We start from the raw sequence: 19,808 nt of genomic DNA, 5'->3' as shown, positions 1-19,808 counted from the left end.
CCCGCCGCTGATGCTCGGCAGGGGATTCTCATTGAACATTGAGCATCAGCAGGTACAATGTCGGTAAACCATATGAAAGGCTGTGATATGAAGCGCACGAAGAAGATCAACGCCATTGCCGGTGTCCTGGTCGCATCGCTCACTCTTATCGCCGCGGGTACTGCGAATCTTGCCGCTGTGCAACCGGCGCAGGCTGTCACCATGCAGCAGTACAAGGCAAAGCTGCAAAGCCAGAGTGACCTGAAAGCCAAGCTTGCGGGCGTCAGTTCGCAACTGGCTGATCAGATTCTCGAACTCAATGATCTCAACCAGAATCAGATTCCCGCAGCCCAGCAGGCGTTGCAGGATGCTCAGAATTCCGCCGAACAGGCGCAAGCGCAAGCTCAAGCGGCGTCGGAACGGCTTGATGCCGCCAAGCAGGACAAAGCTGACCTTGAAGAGCAAATCAAGCAAACAGGCGCCGACTATGACGATGCGAAAGCCGCTGTCGCACAGATGGCGCGAGACAGTTTCCACGGCACGACCGCGTCCGAAGTCATGAACGTGGTGACGAATTCAAGTACGACTGAGGATTTTGTCAACAAGATGCAGGCGGACGCGGCGGTCAGCCGCACGGAAAGCAATGCGGCAAACGATGCTGCGACGCAGCTGAGCACGGCAAAGAATCGTGAGCAGCGTCTCGCCGCAATTGAGGATGAGATTACCGCACTCAAGCAGAAGGCCGATGCGCAGGCCGCCGCTGCACAACGGGCGGTGGAAACCGCTCAAGACAAGCAGAGCGAGCTCAACGACCTGCTGGCCAAGGGGAATGCCGCACGTGAATCCTTGGAAAGCCAGAAGAGCCAGTTGACTTCGCAGTCAGCGAAAGAAGCCGCTGAAATTGTCGCGATGGAATCGGAAATCAACTCGTGGTCAAGCAATTATGCGAATCAGCAGGCGTTGCCGTCGAGCGGCGGTTCCCAAGCGGCAAGTGGACGGCCATCGAACGCCGGAGCGAACAATTCAGGTTCGTCTGGTTCCCACAATTCGAATACGTCCAGGCCGAGCCGGCCGAGCACTCCGAGCCAGCCGAGCCGTCCAAGCAATTCGGGGTCTTCCTCCAGCTCTAATTCCGGCGTTTCGGGCATGAACTACAGCGTGCCGGGTAATTGCCCGGCGGGGTCATCGTTCTGCTACGGGCATAGCACCGGTAATGTCGGCAATGCGTATCCGGCACGTCAGTGCACGTGGTGGGCGTATATTCGCCGTCAACAGCTGGGATTGCCGGTCGGATCATACCTTGGTAATGGTGCTCAGTGGGCGAGCAAGGCACGCGCGTTGGGATACTTGGTCAATAACACGCCCCACGTTGGCGCGGCCATGGTGTTCGCGCCCGGACAGCGCGTGACCAACTGGTATGCAAACGCGGCCTATGGTCATGTTGCTATTGTCGAGCGTGTGAATTCTGACGGGTCCGTGCTGATTTCCGAGGGTGGCACCAAGTGCCCGTACATCCCGTATTCGGAGGTCGTGTACAACGCGAGTAGCTTCCAGTATGTGCACTACTGATGTGCTGCCCATGCGTAACTGATATGCGGTTGCGCTGCATCGTCGGGGTCATGCTGCCGGAACAGGGTGGCATGACCCCGACGCTATTGCTAGAGGTCCTGTGGCGGCAAGGGGAGCAAAGTGCGGGAACAATGTGTGCCACGGCTGTTGTCGTTGCCGGAATGCTGCTGATGGCACCGATGTGTAAGCCCGTTGGTTTGAGAAGGGTGGTGTGTGCTGGTCGGCAAGGAAAAGCCCTGAGTGGTTGAGTGGTTGATGTGTTGAGTGGTTGAAGTGCTGATGTGTCGAGAAGTTGATTGTGAGCGGCGGGTCACAATCAGCCTTCTTGATCGGTTGCGGGGCTTGCCTGGAGGAGTGATGATTGCTTGGTTGTGAGTGACGGCTCTCAACCGACTTGTTCGGTTGGCTGAGGGGCTGGAGAGGCGAGCCGTCAAGCAGCTGGTTGTGAGTGACGACTCACAATCGATGTGTGCTGTGATGGTCGGGGATTGATGGTTGGTGCAATCGGCGGTTGGTTGCGAGTAACGGTGCGCAATCTATCGCTTGACGGTGCCATGCCTGAGGTATGCAATCCTACCTTTGTCATGATTGTGAGTGGCTGTTCACAATCATCAAGCAGTGCCAGCGAGATCGCTACTCTCGGGTACCGTCGTTTGAGCGTTGATTGTGAGTGGGGGCTTACTATCATGTGGGCGGATACGTATTTGATGGTGTGATTGACCACCTTACGTTATCGCTTGTGGACCGCGGTTCACAACCAAGAGGGTCTGGCTGTCTCGTTGTCGGTAATTCCGTCAAATCGCAACTGATTGTGAGGTATGGCTCACAGGCAGGACGGTGCGAGTGGCTTCTTGCCGCTTTCCTTTGTTCCAGTGCCGCTGGTTGTGGGGGATATTCACAACCAGGGGATACCACTGTTGAGGTTATTATGTGCGCGTCATCGCCGTCGAGCTGATTGTGAGTGGTGGCGCACAGCCAATGTGGTTGGGGCGGTTATGCGGCTAATAGGAGGTGTGTCTGACTATTGATTGTGAGTGGCGGTTCACAATCAACCGGTTTGGTGGCTATTGGCGGGCCAGCGGTCAAGTGGACAGCCGCTGGTTGTGAGTGGTCGTCCGCAATTGAGGGATACAGAGGCAGAGATTGGTGTGGAGTCGGCATCTGGATGGCGCCGGTTGTGAGCGGTGACTCACAATCAACTCGTTCGTGGCGCTGGAAGGACTGGAAGATGGGGGGAATTATTATTTGGCTGTCAGCGGCAGCTCGCAATCAAGCTGAGGGAATAGTGCGGGGATGGTCCGTGTAGCTTGACGTGCGGCTGGTTGTGAGTGGTGACTCACAATCAACTGGTTCGACTGGTTGAAAGCGGCTGAAGATGGGGTGGCGGGCGGCTGGTTGTGAGTGGTGACTCACAATCGATGCTGGGCAGGTGGGGGCGGAGCCTGAGACGGTTATGCCCATAGAGTCGACGATGGATTGATGCTGGGCAGGTGGATCGGGCAGGTGGATCAGACAGACGGATCGGGCATGTGGGGTGCGAACCACGTCGGTAGCGAGGAACGCTGTAGAACGGTGCAGGTGAGGCGCGGGCAGGTGGGACGCCGGGCAAGCGAAGCGCTGACGGTCGAGCGTGGATTCGTGTACAATGATTGGTTCGACAGGCAGCATGAGGGGCGCGCACTTGCAGTCGCGTCCGCAGCGATGCGATAGTGAGGGAAACGATAAGGAACACGCGTCGCAAAACCCTTTACGCGCGAGGAACGAGGATGGATATGGCGAAGGAACAGGGGACCGTGATGATTGCGCAGAATCGCAAGGCGCGTCACGATTACAGCATCGAGGACACGTACGAGGCAGGACTGGTGCTCACCGGCACCGAGGTCAAATCATTGCGTGAGGGACGCGCTTCGCTTGCTGAAGCGTTCGTCAGTATCGACCGTCGTGGTGAGATGTGGCTTGAATCGGCGAATATTCCGGAATACCTCAACGGCACGTGGAATAATCATGCGCCCAAGCGCAAGCGCAAGTTGCTGTTGCATGCCGCGCAAATCGAGAAGCTGCAACGTCAGACCCAAGCAAAAGGCTATACGATTATCCCGTTGAGCTTGTATTTCAAGGATGGGCGTGTCAAGGCGCAGATCGCACTGGCTCGTGGCAAGAAGGAGTATGACAAGCGTCAGGCGTTGCGCGAGGAGCAGGACAAGCGTGAGGCATTGCGGATTATGCGCTACAAGAACAAGCAGGTGATTTGAGCGTCGCTGCTTCTCAATCCGCGCCACTGGGCTTGACGGCGGGCGGTGTCTGCTCGTGCCGGTTTCCGCGCGATTAGCATGGTGTCGCCGGTGCCATGGCGGTGGATGCTGTCGGCGCGGGGCCGAACCTCGTGATTGCGGTGGGGGAGGGGAGCCTCAGTTGCGGTGATGTTGCCGGATGCCGACATTGGCGATGTCATCTTGATGATCGGACGCGTCGCTGTTGGTTGTGTGCCGGTCGGGCGGCGGCTGGCTGCGTGTCGATTGTGCCGCCGCCGTCCGTGCTGTCGTCTGTGGCTGCCCTGCCCGTATGCTGGAATCGTGCGATGCTGAGCGATTCCTGCGCGTTACGGTGAAGCGTAACGTCGCTGTAGCATGGTGGGCTTATTCTGCCGCTATCGGCGAGGACGGGGCATCCGTCGGGTGCTTACGCCGTCAAGACGCCGGATTTCGGCGTCCTGGACATAGAGAGAGGGTTCAGCCATGTTAGTCTCGATTCCCAAGAGTCTGAAGCGCTTCGGAGCGGCTGTCTGTTGTGCCGCCGTGCTGGCTGGTGCTGCGGCGTGCGGCACGAGCGATGCGACGGACGCGAAGTCCGGTTCAGGCTCGGGTGCTTCTGCGAGCTCGTCCACGTCCGGTTATGATGTTTCCGGCGTGAAGAAGGATGCGTCGATTGCGGCGCTGTTGCCGGATTCGGTGACTAAGGATGGCAAGTTTACGGTTGGTATGGATACGTCGTACGCTCCTGCGGAGTTTCTTGCCGAGGATGGCAAGACTCCGGTCGGTTATGATGTTGACTTGGTCAAGGCGATGGCGAATATCTTCGGGTTGAAGGCTGACCCGGTGACTGCGAACTTCGATTCGATCATCCCGTCGGTCGGCAGCAAGTATGATATCGGCGTGTCGTCGTTTACGGTGACGAATGAGCGTCTTGATTCCGTTGATTTCGTGACCTTCTACAAGGCTGGTTCCACGTGGGTGACGAAGAAAGGCAATCCTGAGAAGGTGGATACCTCTGACTTGTGCGGCAAGAAGATCGCCGTGCAGACCGGTACCACGCAGGAGGAAGCTGTCGCGAAGATTTCCAAGCAGTGCAAGGCTGACGGTAAGCAGCCGGTGGATGTGCTGTCCAGTAAGTTGCAGACCGATGTGACGACGAATGTGGTGACCGGCAAGGCGGTCGCGTTCTATGCGGATACCCCGGTGGCCGGCTATGCGATTTCGCAGACCGGCGACCAGTTGGCCACGCTCGGTGACGATGAGGGTGTCGCCCCGGAGGGGGCGGCCATCAAGAAGGGTGATTCCGCCACCGACGAGGCGGTGCAGAAGGCCCTGCAGAAGCTGATGGACGACGGCACGTACGAGAAGATTCTCAAGCATTGGGGTGCTGAAGGCGGCGCCGTGACCAAGGCGGAGATCAATCCGAAGGTCGAGGACTGAGGTCGCGCCCTCGCCGGGTGCCTGTAACATGCTGTAATATGCCGGTCGTATTGTGAATCGGGCGTCTGCCTGTGCACGATGCGACCGGCGTGTCTTTTCGTCTGGCAGTCGGCATCATAGTATATTATGCGAAGCAATGCATACATATGCACTCCAGGTCGGCAAACAGCCCGACCGTGATGCATGAAGAGAGGAACACATGTCATTCAAGGCTTTCAAAACCGCGCTCGCCTGCACGCTGAGCGCTGCGATGTTGTTGGGCGCCGCTGCATGCGGCACCAAGGATGAAGCGCCGTCCGGCTCCGGCTCGGGCTCCTCATCGAGCTCGTCCACCACCGGCTATGATGTCTCCGGCATCAAGAAGGATGCGTCCATCGCCGCCATGCTGCCGAAATCCGTAACCAAGGACGGCAAGCTCACCGTCGGTATGGAGCTCACGTACGCTCCGGCGGAATTCCTCAAGGAAGACGGCAAGACCCCGGTCGGTTATGATGTCGACCTGTCCAACGCGCTGGGCAAGGTGTTCGGTCTGGACACCCAAATCGTGTCCGCATCCTTCGATTCGATCATCCCGTCGGTTGGCAGCAAGTATGATCTCGGCATCACTTCGCTGACAATCACCAAGGAACGTATGGACGCGGTCAACTTCGTCAGCTACTACAAGGCGGGCGCCACGTGGGTGGTCAAGAAGGGCAACCCGCAGAAGGTCGATACCTCTGACCTGTGTGGCAAGAAGATCGCCGTGCAGACCGGCACGGTCGAAGAGGAAGACGCCAACAAGGCCGCCAAGCAGTGCAAGGCGGACGGCAAGAAGGCCATCGACGTGCTTTCCAGCAAGTTGCAGACTGATGCTGCGACCAACGTGGTGACCGGCAAGGCCGATGTGTTCTATGCTGATTCCCCGGTGGCGGGCTACGCGATTTCGCAGACCGACGGTCAGCTCGAACCGCTCGGCAAGGACGAGGGCTCGGTCAAGCAGGGCATCGCCATCGCGAAGAACGACGACCAGACCACCAAAGCGGTGCAGAAGGCCGTGCAGAAGCTGATGGATGACGGCACCTACATGAAGATCCTCAAGCATTGGGGTGTGCAGTCCGGAGCACTGAGCGAGGCGGAGATCAACCCGACCGATCTGAGCTGACCAACATGGTTGTGATGGTGCGCCCGCCGGCATAGGGGTTCCTGCAACGCCGGCGGGCGCACTTGTGTTGGGGGGCGATTCGCAAGCATCCGTGGAAGCTGGGGGCGTGTCGGATCGACATCGTGATATTGGGATATGGACGATATCTTGACTGTGTCGTCGGGCGTGGCGACAATGAAATTCACAAGGTGTTCACGCTGAGGGTGTGAACTGGGCAACGAACCGACAATAGGAGATGGCGCAAACCATGGCGAAGAAACAAGTCGACGGCGAAGGTCTGGACATTCCCGACCGTATCCACGCGTTGCCTGTAAGGCGTACCGGTCCGGTAGTGGCCGGGATTATTGTGGCTCTTTTGGCGGCTATGCTCATACAGGGGCTGATCACCAACCCGCGGTTCGAGTGGAATATCGTCTGGAAGTATTTGTTCAACGAGAACGTGCTGGAGGGCATCGGCTACACGCTGCTGCTCACGGTGATTTCCATGGTTGTCGCCATCATTCTGTCGGTGATCCTGGCGATCATGCGCAAGTCCATCAATCCGGTGCTGCGCGGGGTCAGCTGGTTCTTCATCTGGTTCTTCCGCGGCACCCCTGTCTACACACAGCTTGTGTTCTGGGGCTTGTTCTCCGTGCTGGTACCCAAGTTGTCGCTCGGCATCCCGTTCACCTCGGTGACGTTCTGGAGCATCGATTCATCCGTCATCATCACCGCGTTCAACGCCGCATGGGTCGGCTTGGCTCTTAACGAGGCGGCTTATCTCTCCGAAATCGTGCGTGCAGGCCTTGAGGCGGTGGACCCAGGGCAGACCGAGGCGGCGAAAGCGCTCGGCATGAAGCGTTCGCTGATCATGCGGCGTATCATTCTGCCGCAGGCCATGCGCATCATCATCCCGCCGACCGGCAATGAAACCATCGGCATGCTCAAAACCACGTCGTTGGTGCTCGCCGTGCCGTTCACACTGGAACTGCAGTTCGCCACCAACGCGATCGCCAACCGTATCTACAAGCCGATTCCGTTGCTGCTGGTCGCGTGCATCTGGTACCTGTTCATCACCTCCATCCTGATGATCATCCAGTCCCGGCTCGAGAAGCATTTCGGCAAGGGGTTCGAAGCGCGGTCCATCGTCGCTGAAGACGACGGCGATCAGCTGGACGGCCCGGTCGCTGTCAGCGAAACGAAGAAGGATCGCATCGTCCGCGGCAACGATGTGAAGATGATCGGGCTCAACGCGTGAGCGTGAGGAAGGAAAAATATGAGCGACCAAACAGCAACTGATACCGCGTTCCGGACGCAGGATGCCTCCTCAAGCCAGCAAGACGAGCTGCATGCACGCGCCGCCACGCCGGCAGTTGAGGCGATCGGAGTGCACAAAGCCTTCGGACGCCTCCACGTGCTCAAGGGCATCGACATGACGGTCATGCCGGGCACGGTCACCGTGATTCTCGGACCGTCCGGTTCCGGCAAGTCGACGTTCCTGCGACTTATCAACCAGCTGGAAACCTTGACCGGCGGCGAAATCCGTGTGGATGGCGAAATGATCGGCTTCAAGAAGGTCGAACACAAAGGCCAGGAAGTGCTCCAGACGTTGAACGACAAGGAAATCGCCGCCCAGCGGTCCAAACTGGGTATGGTCTTCCAGCGGTTCAACCTGTTCCCGCATATGACGGCGCTGGAGAATGTCATGGAAGCGCCCGTCCATGTGAAGCATATGGGCAAGAGTGAAGCGCGTGAGCTGGCGGTTGCCGAGTTGCAGCGTGTGGGGCTTGGGCAGCGGCTTGACTATTACCCGTCTCAGTTGTCCGGCGGTCAGCAGCAGCGTGTCGCCATCGCACGAGCGCTCGCGATGAAGCCCGAGATCATGCTGTTCGACGAGCCGACATCCGCGCTTGACCCGGAATTGGTAGGCGAGGTGCTGAGCGTCATGCGTCAGCTTGCCGACGAGGGCATGACCATGATCGTGGTCACCCATGAAATCGGGTTCGCCCGCGAAGTCGCCGACCAGGTGGTGTTCATGGACGGCGGTGTGGTGGTTGAGCATGGCGGTCCCGACATCATCGACCATCCGAGCGAGCCGCGTTTCAAGGATTTCCTGCAGCACGTGCTGTGAGGTGAGTTTGGTAAGAGGGGATGCAGGTCATGTGAATCGCGTATGCCAATGATGCATGGCGTCATGGCAGTCGTACCGCTTGGCGGTGTATCTTGCAATCGCCATCGGTGTTTGCGGACTGTCCACCGGGGGCACCGGTGCCCGGTATGATGATGCGCTTGCGACGCCGGCTCCCGCAAGTATCAGCATCCTGTTGGGCACCTGCCCCAAGTGGTTGCCATAGTGCATTGCCTGACATGACGGCCTTGAGCGTTCAGGCGCAGTAGCGTTACCCCGCCTGAACCTCGGGGTGCAAGGGGATGCGCGCGTAGAGCGTCCACGTGTTATCCTCGCTGTTGAAGCGCAGCTCGCCGCCGAGCGATTCGATGATGCCGCGGTGGAGCAGCAGTCCGCTCTGCGATCGCGGCAGAGCGCCGTCATGGCTGGCTGAGGCCTGAGCAACCTTCGGCGACTGCTGGTCTGTGCCTCGCCCACGTGTGCCCTTGTGTGCCAGTGCGTTCGTCTGCATGAGTGACATATTGTCGTCATCGTAGGTGATGGTGAGCATCGGCGCGCTGTCCGGGGATGCGTGCCGCAGCAGATTCGTGAAGATCTCTCCGATGAGCGTCACTGCTTCGTCGCCGGACTGTACGCAGACGGGCGACGATATTTGCCCTGAAATGTGTACATCGACATGCATACGGTGCGGAGTCAACAGATGCTGTCCTTGTTCGATGGCGATGCCGATGCGCGACGGCAGTGGAAGGTCATGCGAATCGTCAGTTTGGTCGTTGCGAGGCTGTTCATCCGCGGAGTTCATGGTTCTGATTACCGAGCGGATACTCGCCAGAGCGCTTTCGCTGAGTTGCCTGACCGTTCGCCAGTCCTCTTCAGACGCGGAGGCGGCATTACTGGCAATCTTGGCAGCGGCATCATCGGTAGCGCCGTAGGTAGCGCCAGCGGCAGAGCTAATCACGCCGGTTGCGCCTACCGCATCGATAGCATCAATATGCTGCTGCGCGAGCAAGAAGATACTCGACAGATTCGCGGTGACCGCATCATGCGTCATCTGCGCGAACTTGGTGACTTCATGCTGATGCGCCTGTTGCGTTCGCAGGAGTTCCAGCTCGGCATCGCGGTGCCGTTGCCGATCGTCGATGGCGATGGTGCGGATGGATGCGCAACTTGCGTATGTGACGATATACAGCACGAGAAATACGAATAAGGAAAGTGCTTCTCCTTGTGACAGCGCGTGGCGGAAGTCGAAGGCCAACAGCAGGGTGATGATTGAAGCGACAAGACTCCAGATTGACCATCGGGTGGGTGTCGAATACGCGAGCGTACCTATGGCCAGCGGCGTAAGCATATGAATGATCGAACCGGCATCCGAGAGTGATATTCCGGGAGTGAACATCAGCAGTAGTACCACGGCGAATGAGACGATGGACATCGGTACCGGTGCGAAGGCGATGCCCAGCGGGCAGCAGCAGGCGATGATACAAGCCACCCATTGCACCGGGGTCTTCGCAGGGAAGAACGCCAGCACTGCAATCATGAGTATCGTGGTCACCAAGCAAAGGGCGACGTGCAGTTTATGGTGGCGCAATCGTTGCGGAATGACGGTTGTGATGGTGTTGCTTGATTACAGTCCGATGGTTTTCGTCCATAACGCCACCGCCTCCCGTTTGCTGGCCACGCCCATCTTGCGCGACGCGCGTGTGATGTAGGTGTTGATGGTCGACGGGCTAACGTCGAGCACCTGCGCGATATCGGCGTTGCTATATCCGTGCGAACACATGGTGAGCACCTGCTTTTCCTGCTGACTCAGCGAGAGGATGTACGGCAGGCCTTCCTGCCGGATGCGCAGATGCGCCCGCCCCGGTGCCTCGAAGGGCGGTCGGACGGCGAGAGCGCCGGTGTCCGCGACCTCCATGATGATGCTTTTGAGGGCCGACAGCTCGTTCTTGCCGATAACCGCCTGCATGCCGGCGTCGGCGGCATCATGGTAGAACTGGGTCGGCTCGTATGAAGTGATGCCGAGTATCGGCATCGTGCCGTTGGTGTAGCGGATGGCTCGGCTCATATCGACGCCCGACAGGCCGCGCATCGAGATGTCGGTGATGAACAGGTCCGGCAGATCGCGGATGCCGGATTCGCATTGTCGGTAGTGGTCGAAGGCGTCCGAGCCGTTATATTCGGTCCAGGTGATGGCGACGCGGGGCCATCCGGACATGATCTCGCACAGCATATTCAAGGCAAGGATGTCGTTATCGACGAGCACGACCTGCACGGTGCCCGACGTCTGGTCGCTGCCGGTCGCGGATGGTGTCTGCTGTTGGCTCATAGTGGTGCCTGGCTCCATGCTCGTTCGAATAGGGGATTTCATACACCAGCATAGCGCTGTGTCGGCGCCGCCGGATTGGCGTCAAACGATGGCCGGCGCGGAAGTCGCTCCGAGGGGTATTTCAAAAATGTCGCCAATATGTGAGACGCGCAGTCATGCTTTCCAAGCGTGGGGGAATGCCGTATTCGGCGACAATCCAACGAAAACAGCATGGCTATGCCACAAGGCGTCCGAGTCGTCATAGATGCCGGCAGCGCAATCGTGTAGGTATTTGCACGACAAGGATTTGCCTGCGGATTCCTCCCCACCGATAATGACAACGTTTCGATTCTGCACGAAGGAGCACAGAATGCGGCTGCATCACCAGAAAACCGGTACAAACCGGAACGCTGGCCGCAACACTGTGTCCGTCTCCGTGACTGTCCTGCTCGCGCTCGTCATGCTGGCGGCCGGCGTGTGCGGCGGGTTCCTGCTCACCCGTGAGCCCGAACCCGCCGCGTTCGAGTCGACTACGCGCGTGGGCACACTCGCCGTGCAATCGGAACTATATGATGACGAGCGTTCCGTCACCGTCACGGTGGAACGCAGTGAATCCGGTTCCGTAGCCGCTCCGGTTGGGGGAGTGGTTACGGAGTTGAGACAGTGCGCGGCCGGAAACAATATTGAATCAGGCTCCGCGTTCATTGCCATTGACGGACAACCCCAACTCGCCCTGTATCTCAGGACTCCACCGTATCGGACGATGACCAGCGGCATGAAGGGCGGTGATATCGCGGCGCTCAATGCGGAACTCAGACGGCTCGGATATGCGGCCCCGGATTCGGACGTGATGACGTGGAATACGGTGAAAGCCTTCAATGCGCTTGCCACAACCGCCGGGACGCAGGGTACCACGCAGGAGCGCCAGTGGAGCATCGATACGTCGTTGTTTGCATGGTTGCCCCAACAGCAGGTGACTGTCAAGGAGTGCCAGGCCCGATATGGCGGGCACGTCGAGCAGGGAGCCGATGTGCTGACGACTACCAGCCAACCGGTCCGTGCGACGTTCCGGCGCAATGATTCCTCGATGCTGCAAGGCGATCGGGTCATGGAAGTCAACGGGACGACGTTCACCATCACTGATCAGACAGCGGACAGCGCTGACGCCTCCCTGCTCTCAGCCATCGGTGCGAGTAACGAATACCGTGCCGCCCAACAGCCGGCAGCCTCCGGGCAGGCTTCCGATACCGGAGGGGCCCAAAGCGACACGGGACAAGACACCGCTCCGAACACCATCAACGTTACATATCGCTGGAAGCTCGCCAAAGCGCTGAACGTGGTCTTGGTGCCGCCGGCGGCGATGTACGATGTCTCTGCGGATTCGGCATGCGTGGTTTCGCGCGGCAAGCCGGTCGCCGTTCATGTGGTCGCCTCCCAGCTTGGCAAATCGATGGTCAGCGTGCAATCCGGCGCATCCCTGACTTCCGTCGATGTTCCCGCCAGCACAGGTAAGGCGTGCCGATGAGCGGGCAAGACCGGCTCGAGTCCATACGACCCGCGGTTGCAGGATTGGCGGGAACCAGTACAGTTCAGGACAATTCCGGTGATGAGCAGTCTGCCCATGTCAAGCTCGACGATGTCGGGCACAGCTTCGACGGGGACGACTGGCTGTTCAGGCATATCACCATGACGCTGTATCCCCGGCGCGTTTATGCGCTGGTCGGTCCTTCCGGCTCGGGCAAATCCACGCTATTGTCCATTGTCGCAGGCTGGCAGCAGCCAGCGCAGGGCAAGGTCATACGCGTCTCATGCGGTCGGGTGTGCTGGGTATTGCAGAATCCTCATGGAGTAGCGCGTAGGAAAGTCATCGACCATGTGGCACTGCCCTATATTTCTCGCGGGGAACGCAGGAACGAAGCCGAAGAGCACGCTTTGTCACTGTTACGCGTGTTCGGGCTTGACCATCTTGCCGCCAAACAGTTCCGTGACCTGTCCGGTGGCGAGGCTCAGCGGCTGATGCTTGCGCGCGCGGTCGCCTCCCACGCGGGACTGCTTCTTGTGGATGAGCCGACAGCACAACTTGATTTGGCGACTGCGGCGAGCGTGAACCGAACCTTGCACGGGTTGTCGATATCAGGGGCGATTGTCGTGGTCGCCACACATGATCCGCGCACCCGCGACGCGTGCACGGACATCATCGATTTGAGGGACTACCAGTGAGCCGGGAACAAGATACCGTTGCGCCTGCCATTGACCGGGATACGGCTGCGACAGGGCGTATGCGTCTGCGTGGTGTCGTGGACGAAGCATGGCGGGATATCGTGTCCGGAACCTCGCATGCGTTCATGCTTATGTTGATTCTCGCCGCGTTGGTCGGCGGGTTGTCTGCTGCCGACCTGTTCAGCATTCGGTCAATAGCGCAGCAGGTTGACCGGTATATCGCATCGGGCGCGTCGACGTACGTCATCGAGTTCAAAGGCAGGATTAGCGGTGAAGCATGCGAACGGTTGTCCAGTGTGGACGGGGTGCTCGCATCCGGCGCGTTACGGTCGAAGAACGACAAGGTCACATCCGCCGTCTTGCCATCTGCGAGTATTCCTTCGCTCGATGCCACGACCGGGGCGCTAGATGTCTTTGCTTCTTCGACCCGTTCCGGCACCGTTACGTTGTCTACCCGGGATTACGATGGCATCTGGCTCTCCTCCCAGGCAGCGCAGTCTGTGAACGCTTCCGCCGGAAGCCAACTCGCATTGCATGCCGGTGGCAGTGTACGAATCGCCGGCGTATTCCAGTATCCGGACGACGGTAGGTCATCCAATTACCAATATGTGGCGCTCAGCCAGGTTCCGGTTGATGCAAACGATTTCGATCAGTGCGTGGTGAAGACCTGGCCGGTTCCGGATGCCCTGCAGGCGTTGTTGCAATCCACGGTATCCTCATGGCCTTCGGATGCTTCGCAGCAACCAACGATCAGCCAATTGAATGCGACGCAAGGCTCGAAGTTGGATGCCGTCAAGGCGTTCCGGGAGAGACAGAGTGCACTGGCTCCACTCGTGATGCTGGTCATTGCGTTCTTCATCGGATTCGCCGTTGTCCGTGTCAGGCGGCTCGAACTTGCATCCGCCATGCATTGCGGCGAACCCAAGACCGCGCTCTGGCTGCAGATGCTGCTCGAGGCGTTGGTCTGGTGCTGTTCGGCGATACTGGTGACGCTGCCATTGACGATCTGGGCGATTACCCATATGGATACGGGGATCATCATTGCCTCACCGACGCTTGTTGGTATTCTTTCCAGAGTTCCAGCGGCGGCCCTTGCGGGTGTGTTGGCCGGTGTCACGCTTGCGATGCTGGTCACTCGCGAACGTGACCTGTTCAGATATTTTAAGAATCGATGACCGGAAGCTGGGATTTGTAGTGTTTTTCACGACAAGGATTTGCATCGTGCGATGAAGTGCGAAACAATGCAATCGTGATGTCAACGAGGCGTCGCCTACGAGGCACAAGGTAGAAAAGGGGGTTCAACGATGAGAATGATGACAATGATGCAAGGGCATTGGTATGCGTATGAGTGATTGGTCCGGGATGTTGACTCATACCGTTGCTCGTATTCGAAATGTGTTTTTGATTTTCGGCGTCATCGTGGCATGCCTCTTGTGCATCGCCTGCGGCTCGGGACATCAGAACGCGACCCCAGCCCCATCGCAAAGCACTGCGAAGGCCGAGAATGGACATGTGTTCAAAGGTCCATACGCTCGAAAATTCGCAGACACGTACAACAGCCTTCAGACCGGTTTTGCCCGGGGACTCATAGAGGATGGCAAGATCAGCGAGAAGGACATCAATGCTTTGGAATTCAAAGTCGAGGGTTGCGTAGATGCCCAAGCTCAAAGCGAAGATGATTTCATCACCTTCATTTGGGAGGAAGGCACGACGACACCGACTCCATACCATGGTGCGAATGCGAAGAGGATGAACAAGATTGCGAAGCAATGCATGGAACGTTACGACGGGTATAAGATCAACGATCTGTCCCACTACGTATACGTCCATGAACATCCCGATGATAACGATCAATCCAAATGATAAATAACCGCGAAGGCGGGCTTGCGCTACGGGACTCGCGGCACAAGCCCACCTTCCGACTCTGCGAAACGAAAGAATCACCACTCCGAGAAGTGAAATCATGAAAAAGACCAACAATAGGGGGAACCGTCACACCGCTGTGACAGTCATGGTATGCGCCATGGCGTGCTGTGCAACATTGCTTTCGGGCTGTGCGGGCGGAGGACATACCGCTCCGTCCACTGGCACCGCGACAAGTGCATCGAGTAGCGCCACTGCGAAGGACGGCACCGTCTTCACCGGATACTACGCGCAACAAATCAAACGCACCTACGATGATGCACACCAGTCCCTGACCAAGAAGATACTGAAGGACAGCAAAATCACCGACGAAGAGTTCAACGAACTCAGCGAGCATTTCAGCGATTGCGCGAAACAGCAAGGCGTCGATGTCACTTTTGACTCGCAAGGCGGCATGCAAACCACGTATCCCGCCGGAATGAGCCAAAGCGATGGCGATTCCGCTGTCGCCCAATGCGACGAGGACAATGATTTCACCAGCATGAGCATTCTGCACGACAGCATGAAAAGCAATCCCAAGAACGAGGATCCAGCGGTACCGTTGCTCCAATGCCTGAAGAAAAACGGGCTCGCCGAACAATCCATGACGGTGGATGATTACAAGGCGATCGTCAGCGACGAGAACAAGGACAAGGACGTATTCGGCAAGTATTTCGACGAATCCGCCCCAGGGTATGATGCCGCGAAGGCGAAACTGTACGAAGCGTGCCAAACGAATTCGTGATGTGCATTCCAAGCGCCGATTGGCCGGTTATGTGAAAGTGACTTTCGCCATCGGCGCTTGACATAATCGTCCGATACACTGGTGTGCTATGTGCGGAATCGTAGGATATGCAGGCGGCATGACCGCATGCGGCAAACCATTGGAAGTATGCATGCAAGGCCTGGGCAGGCTGGAATACCGTGGATATGATTCCGCGGGCGTCGCACTTGCCGCACCTGGCATGAATCTCGTAGCCGTTCGCAAGAAGGCAGGTCGCCTGGACAATCTCAAAGCCGACCTCAAGCGTTCGCCTCTTCCGGACGCAACGGTCGGCATCGGACATACGCGGTGGGCCACGAACGGCGAGCCCAGCGACACCAACGCGCATCCGCATGTGAGCGCGGACGGGAAAATCGCCATCATCCACAATGGCATCATCGAAAACGCATCACAGCTGAAAATGGACCTGCAATCCGAAGGCTACGTGTTCTCCTCCGGCACCGATACCGAAGTCGCGGCGAAACTGCTCGGCAAGGTTGCCAACATCATCATCAAGGAAACCGGCAAGCCGGACCTGTTCAAAGCGCTCCGTCGCGTCGCGCGTATGCTGACGGGTGCGTTCACCATCCTTGCCGTCGACTGCCGTCAGCCGGATATCGTCGTCGGCGCGCGCCATGATTCTCCGCTGGTCGTCGGGCTCGGCGAGGGCGAGAACTTCCTCGGATCCGACGTCGCCGCATTCGTCGCCTACACGAAGAACGCCATGGAAATCGGGCAGGACCAGGCGGTATGCATCAGCGGTACGAGCGTGACCGTCACCGACTTCAATGGCAATCCGGTGGACGACACCAAGCGATTCACCGTGGATTGGGACGCGTCCGCGGCGGAAAAAGGCGGCTGGCCGTCCTTCATGGACAAGGAGATCCATGAGGATCCCGAAGCGGTGGCCAATACGCTGCTCGGCCGCTTCGACGAGCAGGGCGATATCGTGCTCGACGAAGTGCATATCGGGCTGGACGTGTTCCGCCAGATTGACAAAATCATCGTCGTGGCATGCGGCACGGCAAGCTACGCGGGCATGGTCGCCAAGTACGCGATCGAGCATTGGGTGCGCATTCCGGTCGAAGTCGAGCTCGCGCATGAATTCCGTTACCGCGACCCGATTCTGACCCCGCGCACGCTGGTCGTCGCGATTTCGCAGTCCGGCGAGACCATGGACACGCTGATGGCCTTGCGCCACGCCCGTGAACAGGGGTCGCGCGTGCTGGCGATTTGCAACACGCAAGGCGCGAGCATCCCACGCGAATCCGACGCCGTGCTCTACACGCACGCGGGCCCGGAGATTGCGGTCGCCTCCACCAAGGCCTTCGTCGCGCAGATCGTCGCCGCCTATCTGCTGGGCTTGTATCTGGCGCAGGTGAAGGGCACGATGTACCGCGACGAGATCAGGCACATCCTGGAACAGCTCAAGGGCATGCCCGAAAAAATCCAGTGGGTGCTGGACAACCAGGCGGGCAATGTCGAGCAGGCCGCCAAGCAGATGGTTAACGCGCATTCCTTCCTGTTCCTCGGCCGTCATGTGGGCTACCCGGTCGCGCTGGAAGGCGCGCTGAAACTCAAGGAAATCGCCTACACCTTCACCGAGGGCTTCGCCGCGGGCGAGCTCAAACACGGCCCGATCGCGCTGGTGGACGCGGGCGAGCCGGTCGTCGTGATCGTACCGTCGGCACGCGGGCGCAACATTCTGCACAACAAGGTGATTTCCGGCATCGAGGAAGTCAAGGCGCGTGGCGCGTACACCATCGCTGTTGCAGAACTGGGTGACCCGGATGTCGAACAGTACGCGGATGTCGTCTTCTGGCGGCCGGTATGTCCCACGCTGCTCAGCCCGCTCGTGGACGTGGTGCCATTGCAGCTATTCGCGATGGATATGGCGCAGCTCAAGGGCTATGACGTTGACAAGCCGCGTAATCTCGCGAAATCCGTGACCGTCGAGTGATGTCGCACATACCCGCGGCGACTCGCAGCGCCGGGGCGTCCAGCATGGCTTCACTGCCTGAGGGGCGTTCCGACGCGCAATCCGGCTCCGGTGAAGACAGACGGCATACGCCGCAAGCCAGGCGTCACCGCTGGGTGACCAATGAGCCTGAAATCCCGTTCCGGTGCCGCGTACTGTACGAGGACGAGCGGATCATCGTCGTCGACAAGCCGCATTTCGTGCCGACCACGCCGCGCGGCATGTGGTATCGACAGTCCGCGCTCATCAGACTGCGCGAGCACTACGGAGAACCGCAGATCACGCCGGCGCACCGGCTGGACCGGCTGACCGCCGGCATCGTGGTCTTCGTGCGTGACCCGGCCTGTCGTGGCGCCTACCAGATGTTGTTCCAGAACCATGAGGCGCGCAAGACCTACGAATGCCTGGCCCCGGCGGCACCGGTCACACGCCCGCATACCGGCACGATTACGCGGCTCAACGCCCCGGCGGTGTTTCCGCTCCTGCGCTGCTCGCATATCGTCAAGGACCGCGGACGCCTGCAAGCCTACGAGATACCGGGGGAACCGAACGCGCGGACGGTCATCGAGCTGCCCGATGCGTGCGGCATGACCGCCGATACTCCGGACGCCACGGCACTGCCCGTCGGCCTCCGCCGGTATGTGTTGCACCCGGTGACCGGCAAAACCCACCAATTACGCGTCCACATGAGTTCGCTCGGCCTGCCGATCATGGGCGACCCGTTCTACCCAACGCTCAAACCTTATGGGCCGGATGATTTCAGCACGCCCTTGCAGCTGGTCGCACGCCGCCTTGAATTCACCGATCCGATCAGCGGTCGGGACATGTGTTGTATATCCTCAATCCCGTTGTCACGATGACGCCGTGCCGATTGCCGGCATGCCTGGTCTGTCCCTTTCCGCGATGAAACGGTTGAGAAGCGGCGCGACAACGGTTCCGGCGGTTGCGTATCACCGGATGACGCGTATGGCGAGAACGGCGGCGCCGGTTTCGGTGCAATCGCCTATACTTGCACGATAGTATGCGCAAGGAAGGGGAACATATGAACCGGAATCGTACTGTCTCCATGCAGGATGTCGCCAAAGTGGCGGGTGTTTCTCCCCAGACCGTTTCGCGCGTCGCCAATGGCAGCACCGCGGTTCGCCCCGAAACCAGGCGGCGTGTCGAACATGCCATGGATGAGCTGGGATACCGTCCCAATTATGCGGCACGCGCGTTGAAGCACGGCCGATTCAACGATATCGGCGTGGTGATGTTCAGCCTGTACGATTACGGGGATTCGCGTATTCTTGACGGGATTGTCGCCGCGGCTGTCGATGAGGGGTATGCCGTCACCGTCCACACCATGGGTGTCGACAAGGAGCGTACCTTGCAGGCGGCGGTCAGCCGTATGGAACAGCTTCCCGTCGACGGGATCATCGTGATTTTGCAGCAGGACGTGCCTGATTTCATGTCATTTGTCCCGCCCAAAGAACTGCCGGTTGTGCTGGTATGCGAAGATGCCTCACAATCGTGCCCCACCATTGACGTGGACCAGTATGGCTGCTCCACCACGGTGGTTGATTATCTGCTTGGACAAGGTCACCGCACCGTTCATCATATTGCCGGACCGTCGCATTCGCGTGCGGCGCGCAGTCGCATGCAAGGCTGGCGTGACGAGCTTGAACGCCACGGTATTCACGCTCCGGAAGCGCAAATCGGCGATTGGGGAGCCGACAGCGGGTATCGCGCCGGACTCGAGCTCGCACAGGATCCGGAGTGTACTGCAATTTACGCGGCGAACGACCAGATGGCGTACGGCGCCATGTTGGGCTTGCAAGATGGAGGCCGCCGAGTGCCCGAAGATGTGAGCATTGTCGGTGTGGATGATTCACTCCGGAGCATCGTGCCCCGCCTCGATTTGACCACGATGCGCATGCATTTCGATGTCATCGGCAGACAGGCGTTCACCATGCTGCGGCGACAATGCGAGGGGGAGTATGTGCAAACCGGAGTGAAAACCGTGATTCCGGCGACACTCATCGAACGCGGCTCAGCCAAACCGTTTATCGCATGACGGCAAACAATCCTGTCACCGGCGCTGGAATGCACCGTTCCAACGCCATACAGGAGTCGATGCTATGGTTATCATCGGTAACCGAAGACACGGATA

At 58.9% G+C, this 19,808-nt stretch carries 16 protein-coding genes; 14 read left to right on the top strand and 2 right to left on the bottom strand.

The window, feature by feature from the left end; genetic code table 11:
- The first annotated feature begins 72 nt into the window (after positions 1–72).
- The 6 genes from BBOU_RS06605 (at position 73) to BBOU_RS06575 (ending at position 8,491) form a co-directional block, all read left to right on the top strand.
- Positions 73–1,548 carry a CHAP domain-containing protein gene (locus tag BBOU_RS06605; RefSeq protein WP_238552120.1) on the top strand — a complete coding sequence of 492 codons (1,476 nt, stop codon included), beginning with the start codon at positions 73–75 and terminating at the stop codon, positions 1,546–1,548.
- 1,772 nt (positions 1,549–3,320) lie between these two features.
- Positions 3,321–3,800 (top strand): SsrA-binding protein SmpB, encoded by a 480-nt coding sequence (gene smpB, locus BBOU_RS06595; RefSeq protein ID WP_026502272.1) that lies wholly within the window; start codon positions 3,321–3,323, stop codon positions 3,798–3,800.
- 483 nt (positions 3,801–4,283) lie between these two features.
- Positions 4,284–5,240, top strand: a complete 957-nt coding sequence (locus BBOU_RS06590; RefSeq protein WP_033490316.1) for an ABC transporter substrate-binding protein — start codon at positions 4,284–4,286, stop codon at positions 5,238–5,240.
- A 199-nt stretch (positions 5,241–5,439) separates the two neighbouring features.
- Positions 5,440–6,381 carry an ABC transporter substrate-binding protein gene (locus BBOU_RS06585; RefSeq protein ID WP_026502270.1) on the top strand — a complete coding sequence of 314 codons (942 nt, stop codon included), beginning with the start codon at positions 5,440–5,442 and terminating at the stop codon, positions 6,379–6,381.
- A gap of 247 nt (positions 6,382–6,628) precedes the next feature.
- Positions 6,629–7,618, top strand: a complete 990-nt coding sequence (locus BBOU_RS06580) for an amino acid ABC transporter permease (protein ID WP_026502269.1) — start codon at positions 6,629–6,631, stop codon at positions 7,616–7,618.
- An 18-nt stretch (positions 7,619–7,636) separates the two neighbouring features.
- Positions 7,637–8,491 (top strand): amino acid ABC transporter ATP-binding protein, encoded by an 855-nt coding sequence (locus BBOU_RS06575; RefSeq protein WP_026502268.1) that lies wholly within the window; start codon positions 7,637–7,639, stop codon positions 8,489–8,491.
- A gap of 268 nt (positions 8,492–8,759) precedes the next feature.
- Here the strand turns inward: BBOU_RS06575 and BBOU_RS06570 are convergent, their stop codons facing one another.
- Positions 8,760–10,025 (bottom strand): sensor histidine kinase, encoded by a 1,266-nt coding sequence (locus BBOU_RS06570; RefSeq protein WP_238552118.1) that lies wholly within the window; start codon positions 10,023–10,025, stop codon positions 8,760–8,762.
- An 87-nt stretch (positions 10,026–10,112) separates the two neighbouring features.
- Positions 10,113–10,814 carry a response regulator transcription factor gene (locus BBOU_RS06565; protein WP_238552116.1) on the bottom strand — a complete coding sequence of 234 codons (702 nt, stop codon included), beginning with the start codon at positions 10,812–10,814 and terminating at the stop codon, positions 10,113–10,115.
- Between the two features lie 349 nt (positions 10,815–11,163).
- Between BBOU_RS06565 and BBOU_RS06560 the strand changes: the two genes are divergently transcribed.
- The 8 genes from BBOU_RS06560 to BBOU_RS06525 all read left to right on the top strand — a co-directional run bounded on the left by BBOU_RS06560 (position 11,164) and on the right by BBOU_RS06525 (position 19,712).
- The gene (locus BBOU_RS06560; RefSeq protein ID WP_026502265.1) at positions 11,164–12,318 is read left to right on the top strand and encodes a hypothetical protein; all 1,155 of its coding nucleotides are present in this window, start codon (positions 11,164–11,166) and stop codon (positions 12,316–12,318) included.
- Positions 12,315–13,013 (top strand): ATP-binding cassette domain-containing protein, encoded by a 699-nt coding sequence (locus tag BBOU_RS06555; RefSeq protein ID WP_026502264.1) that lies wholly within the window; start codon positions 12,315–12,317, stop codon positions 13,011–13,013. Before BBOU_RS06560 ends, BBOU_RS06555 begins: the two co-directional genes overlap by 4 nt.
- Positions 13,010–14,188, top strand: coding sequence for a hypothetical protein (locus BBOU_RS06550; protein WP_026502263.1), 1,179 nt, complete (start codon positions 13,010–13,012; stop codon positions 14,186–14,188). The genes BBOU_RS06555 and BBOU_RS06550 overlap by 4 nt, the downstream gene beginning before the upstream one ends.
- A 169-nt stretch (positions 14,189–14,357) precedes the next feature.
- A complete protein-coding gene (locus BBOU_RS06545; RefSeq protein ID WP_238552114.1) occupies positions 14,358–14,876 on the top strand; it encodes a hypothetical protein in 519 nt (172 codons plus the stop codon).
- A 100-nt stretch (positions 14,877–14,976) separates the two neighbouring features.
- Positions 14,977–15,660, top strand: a complete 684-nt coding sequence (locus BBOU_RS06540; RefSeq protein ID WP_231485424.1) for a hypothetical protein — start codon at positions 14,977–14,979, stop codon at positions 15,658–15,660.
- Between the two features lie 88 nt (positions 15,661–15,748).
- The gene (glmS, locus tag BBOU_RS06535; RefSeq protein ID WP_026502261.1) at positions 15,749–17,638 is read left to right on the top strand and encodes a glutamine--fructose-6-phosphate transaminase (isomerizing); all 1,890 of its coding nucleotides are present in this window, start codon (positions 15,749–15,751) and stop codon (positions 17,636–17,638) included.
- A 134-nt stretch (positions 17,639–17,772) separates the two neighbouring features.
- Entirely contained in the window at positions 17,773–18,516 is a 744-nt protein-coding gene (locus tag BBOU_RS06530) for a pseudouridine synthase (protein ID WP_026502260.1), read from the top strand.
- Between the two features lie 206 nt (positions 18,517–18,722).
- Entirely contained in the window at positions 18,723–19,712 is a 990-nt protein-coding gene (locus BBOU_RS06525; RefSeq protein ID WP_026502259.1) for a LacI family DNA-binding transcriptional regulator, read from the top strand.
- Positions 19,713–19,808: the final 96 nt, after the last annotated feature.

The organism is Bifidobacterium boum (genome assembly GCF_000741535.1).
GTDB lineage: Bacteria > Actinomycetota > Actinomycetes > Actinomycetales > Bifidobacteriaceae > Bifidobacterium > Bifidobacterium boum.
Note: the sequence above shows the minus strand (reverse complement) of the source record. Positions and strands in the feature narration are given on the sequence as shown.

What these genes read in the sequence shown, in the direction of transcription:
- BBOU_RS06605 (WP_238552120.1), top strand. Translation starts at nt 73, where the DNA reads ATGAAAGGCTGTGATATGAAGCGCACGAAGAAGATCAACGCCATTGCC.
- smpB (WP_026502272.1), top strand. Translation starts at nt 3,321, where the DNA reads ATGGCGAAGGAACAGGGGACCGTGATGATTGCGCAGAATCGCAAGGCG.
- BBOU_RS06590 (WP_033490316.1), top strand. Translation starts at nt 4,284, where the DNA reads ATGTTAGTCTCGATTCCCAAGAGTCTGAAGCGCTTCGGAGCGGCTGTC.
- BBOU_RS06585 (WP_026502270.1), top strand. Translation starts at nt 5,440, where the DNA reads ATGTCATTCAAGGCTTTCAAAACCGCGCTCGCCTGCACGCTGAGCGCT.
- BBOU_RS06580 (WP_026502269.1), top strand. Translation starts at nt 6,629, where the DNA reads ATGGCGAAGAAACAAGTCGACGGCGAAGGTCTGGACATTCCCGACCGT.
- BBOU_RS06575 (WP_026502268.1), top strand. Translation starts at nt 7,637, where the DNA reads ATGAGCGACCAAACAGCAACTGATACCGCGTTCCGGACGCAGGATGCC.
- BBOU_RS06570 (WP_238552118.1), bottom strand. Translation starts at nt 10,025, where the DNA reads ATGATTGCAGTGCTGGCGTTCTTCCCTGCGAAGACCCCGGTGCAATGG.
- BBOU_RS06565 (WP_238552116.1), bottom strand. Translation starts at nt 10,814, where the DNA reads ATGAGCCAACAGCAGACACCATCCGCGACCGGCAGCGACCAGACGTCG.
- BBOU_RS06560 (WP_026502265.1), top strand. Translation starts at nt 11,164, where the DNA reads ATGCGGCTGCATCACCAGAAAACCGGTACAAACCGGAACGCTGGCCGC.
- BBOU_RS06555 (WP_026502264.1), top strand. Translation starts at nt 12,315, where the DNA reads ATGAGCGGGCAAGACCGGCTCGAGTCCATACGACCCGCGGTTGCAGGA.
- BBOU_RS06545 (WP_238552114.1), top strand. Translation starts at nt 14,358, where the DNA reads ATGAGTGATTGGTCCGGGATGTTGACTCATACCGTTGCTCGTATTCGA.
- BBOU_RS06540 (WP_231485424.1), top strand. Translation starts at nt 14,977, where the DNA reads ATGAAAAAGACCAACAATAGGGGGAACCGTCACACCGCTGTGACAGTC.
- glmS (WP_026502261.1), top strand. Translation starts at nt 15,749, where the DNA reads ATGTGCGGAATCGTAGGATATGCAGGCGGCATGACCGCATGCGGCAAA.
- BBOU_RS06525 (WP_026502259.1), top strand. Translation starts at nt 18,723, where the DNA reads ATGCAGGATGTCGCCAAAGTGGCGGGTGTTTCTCCCCAGACCGTTTCG.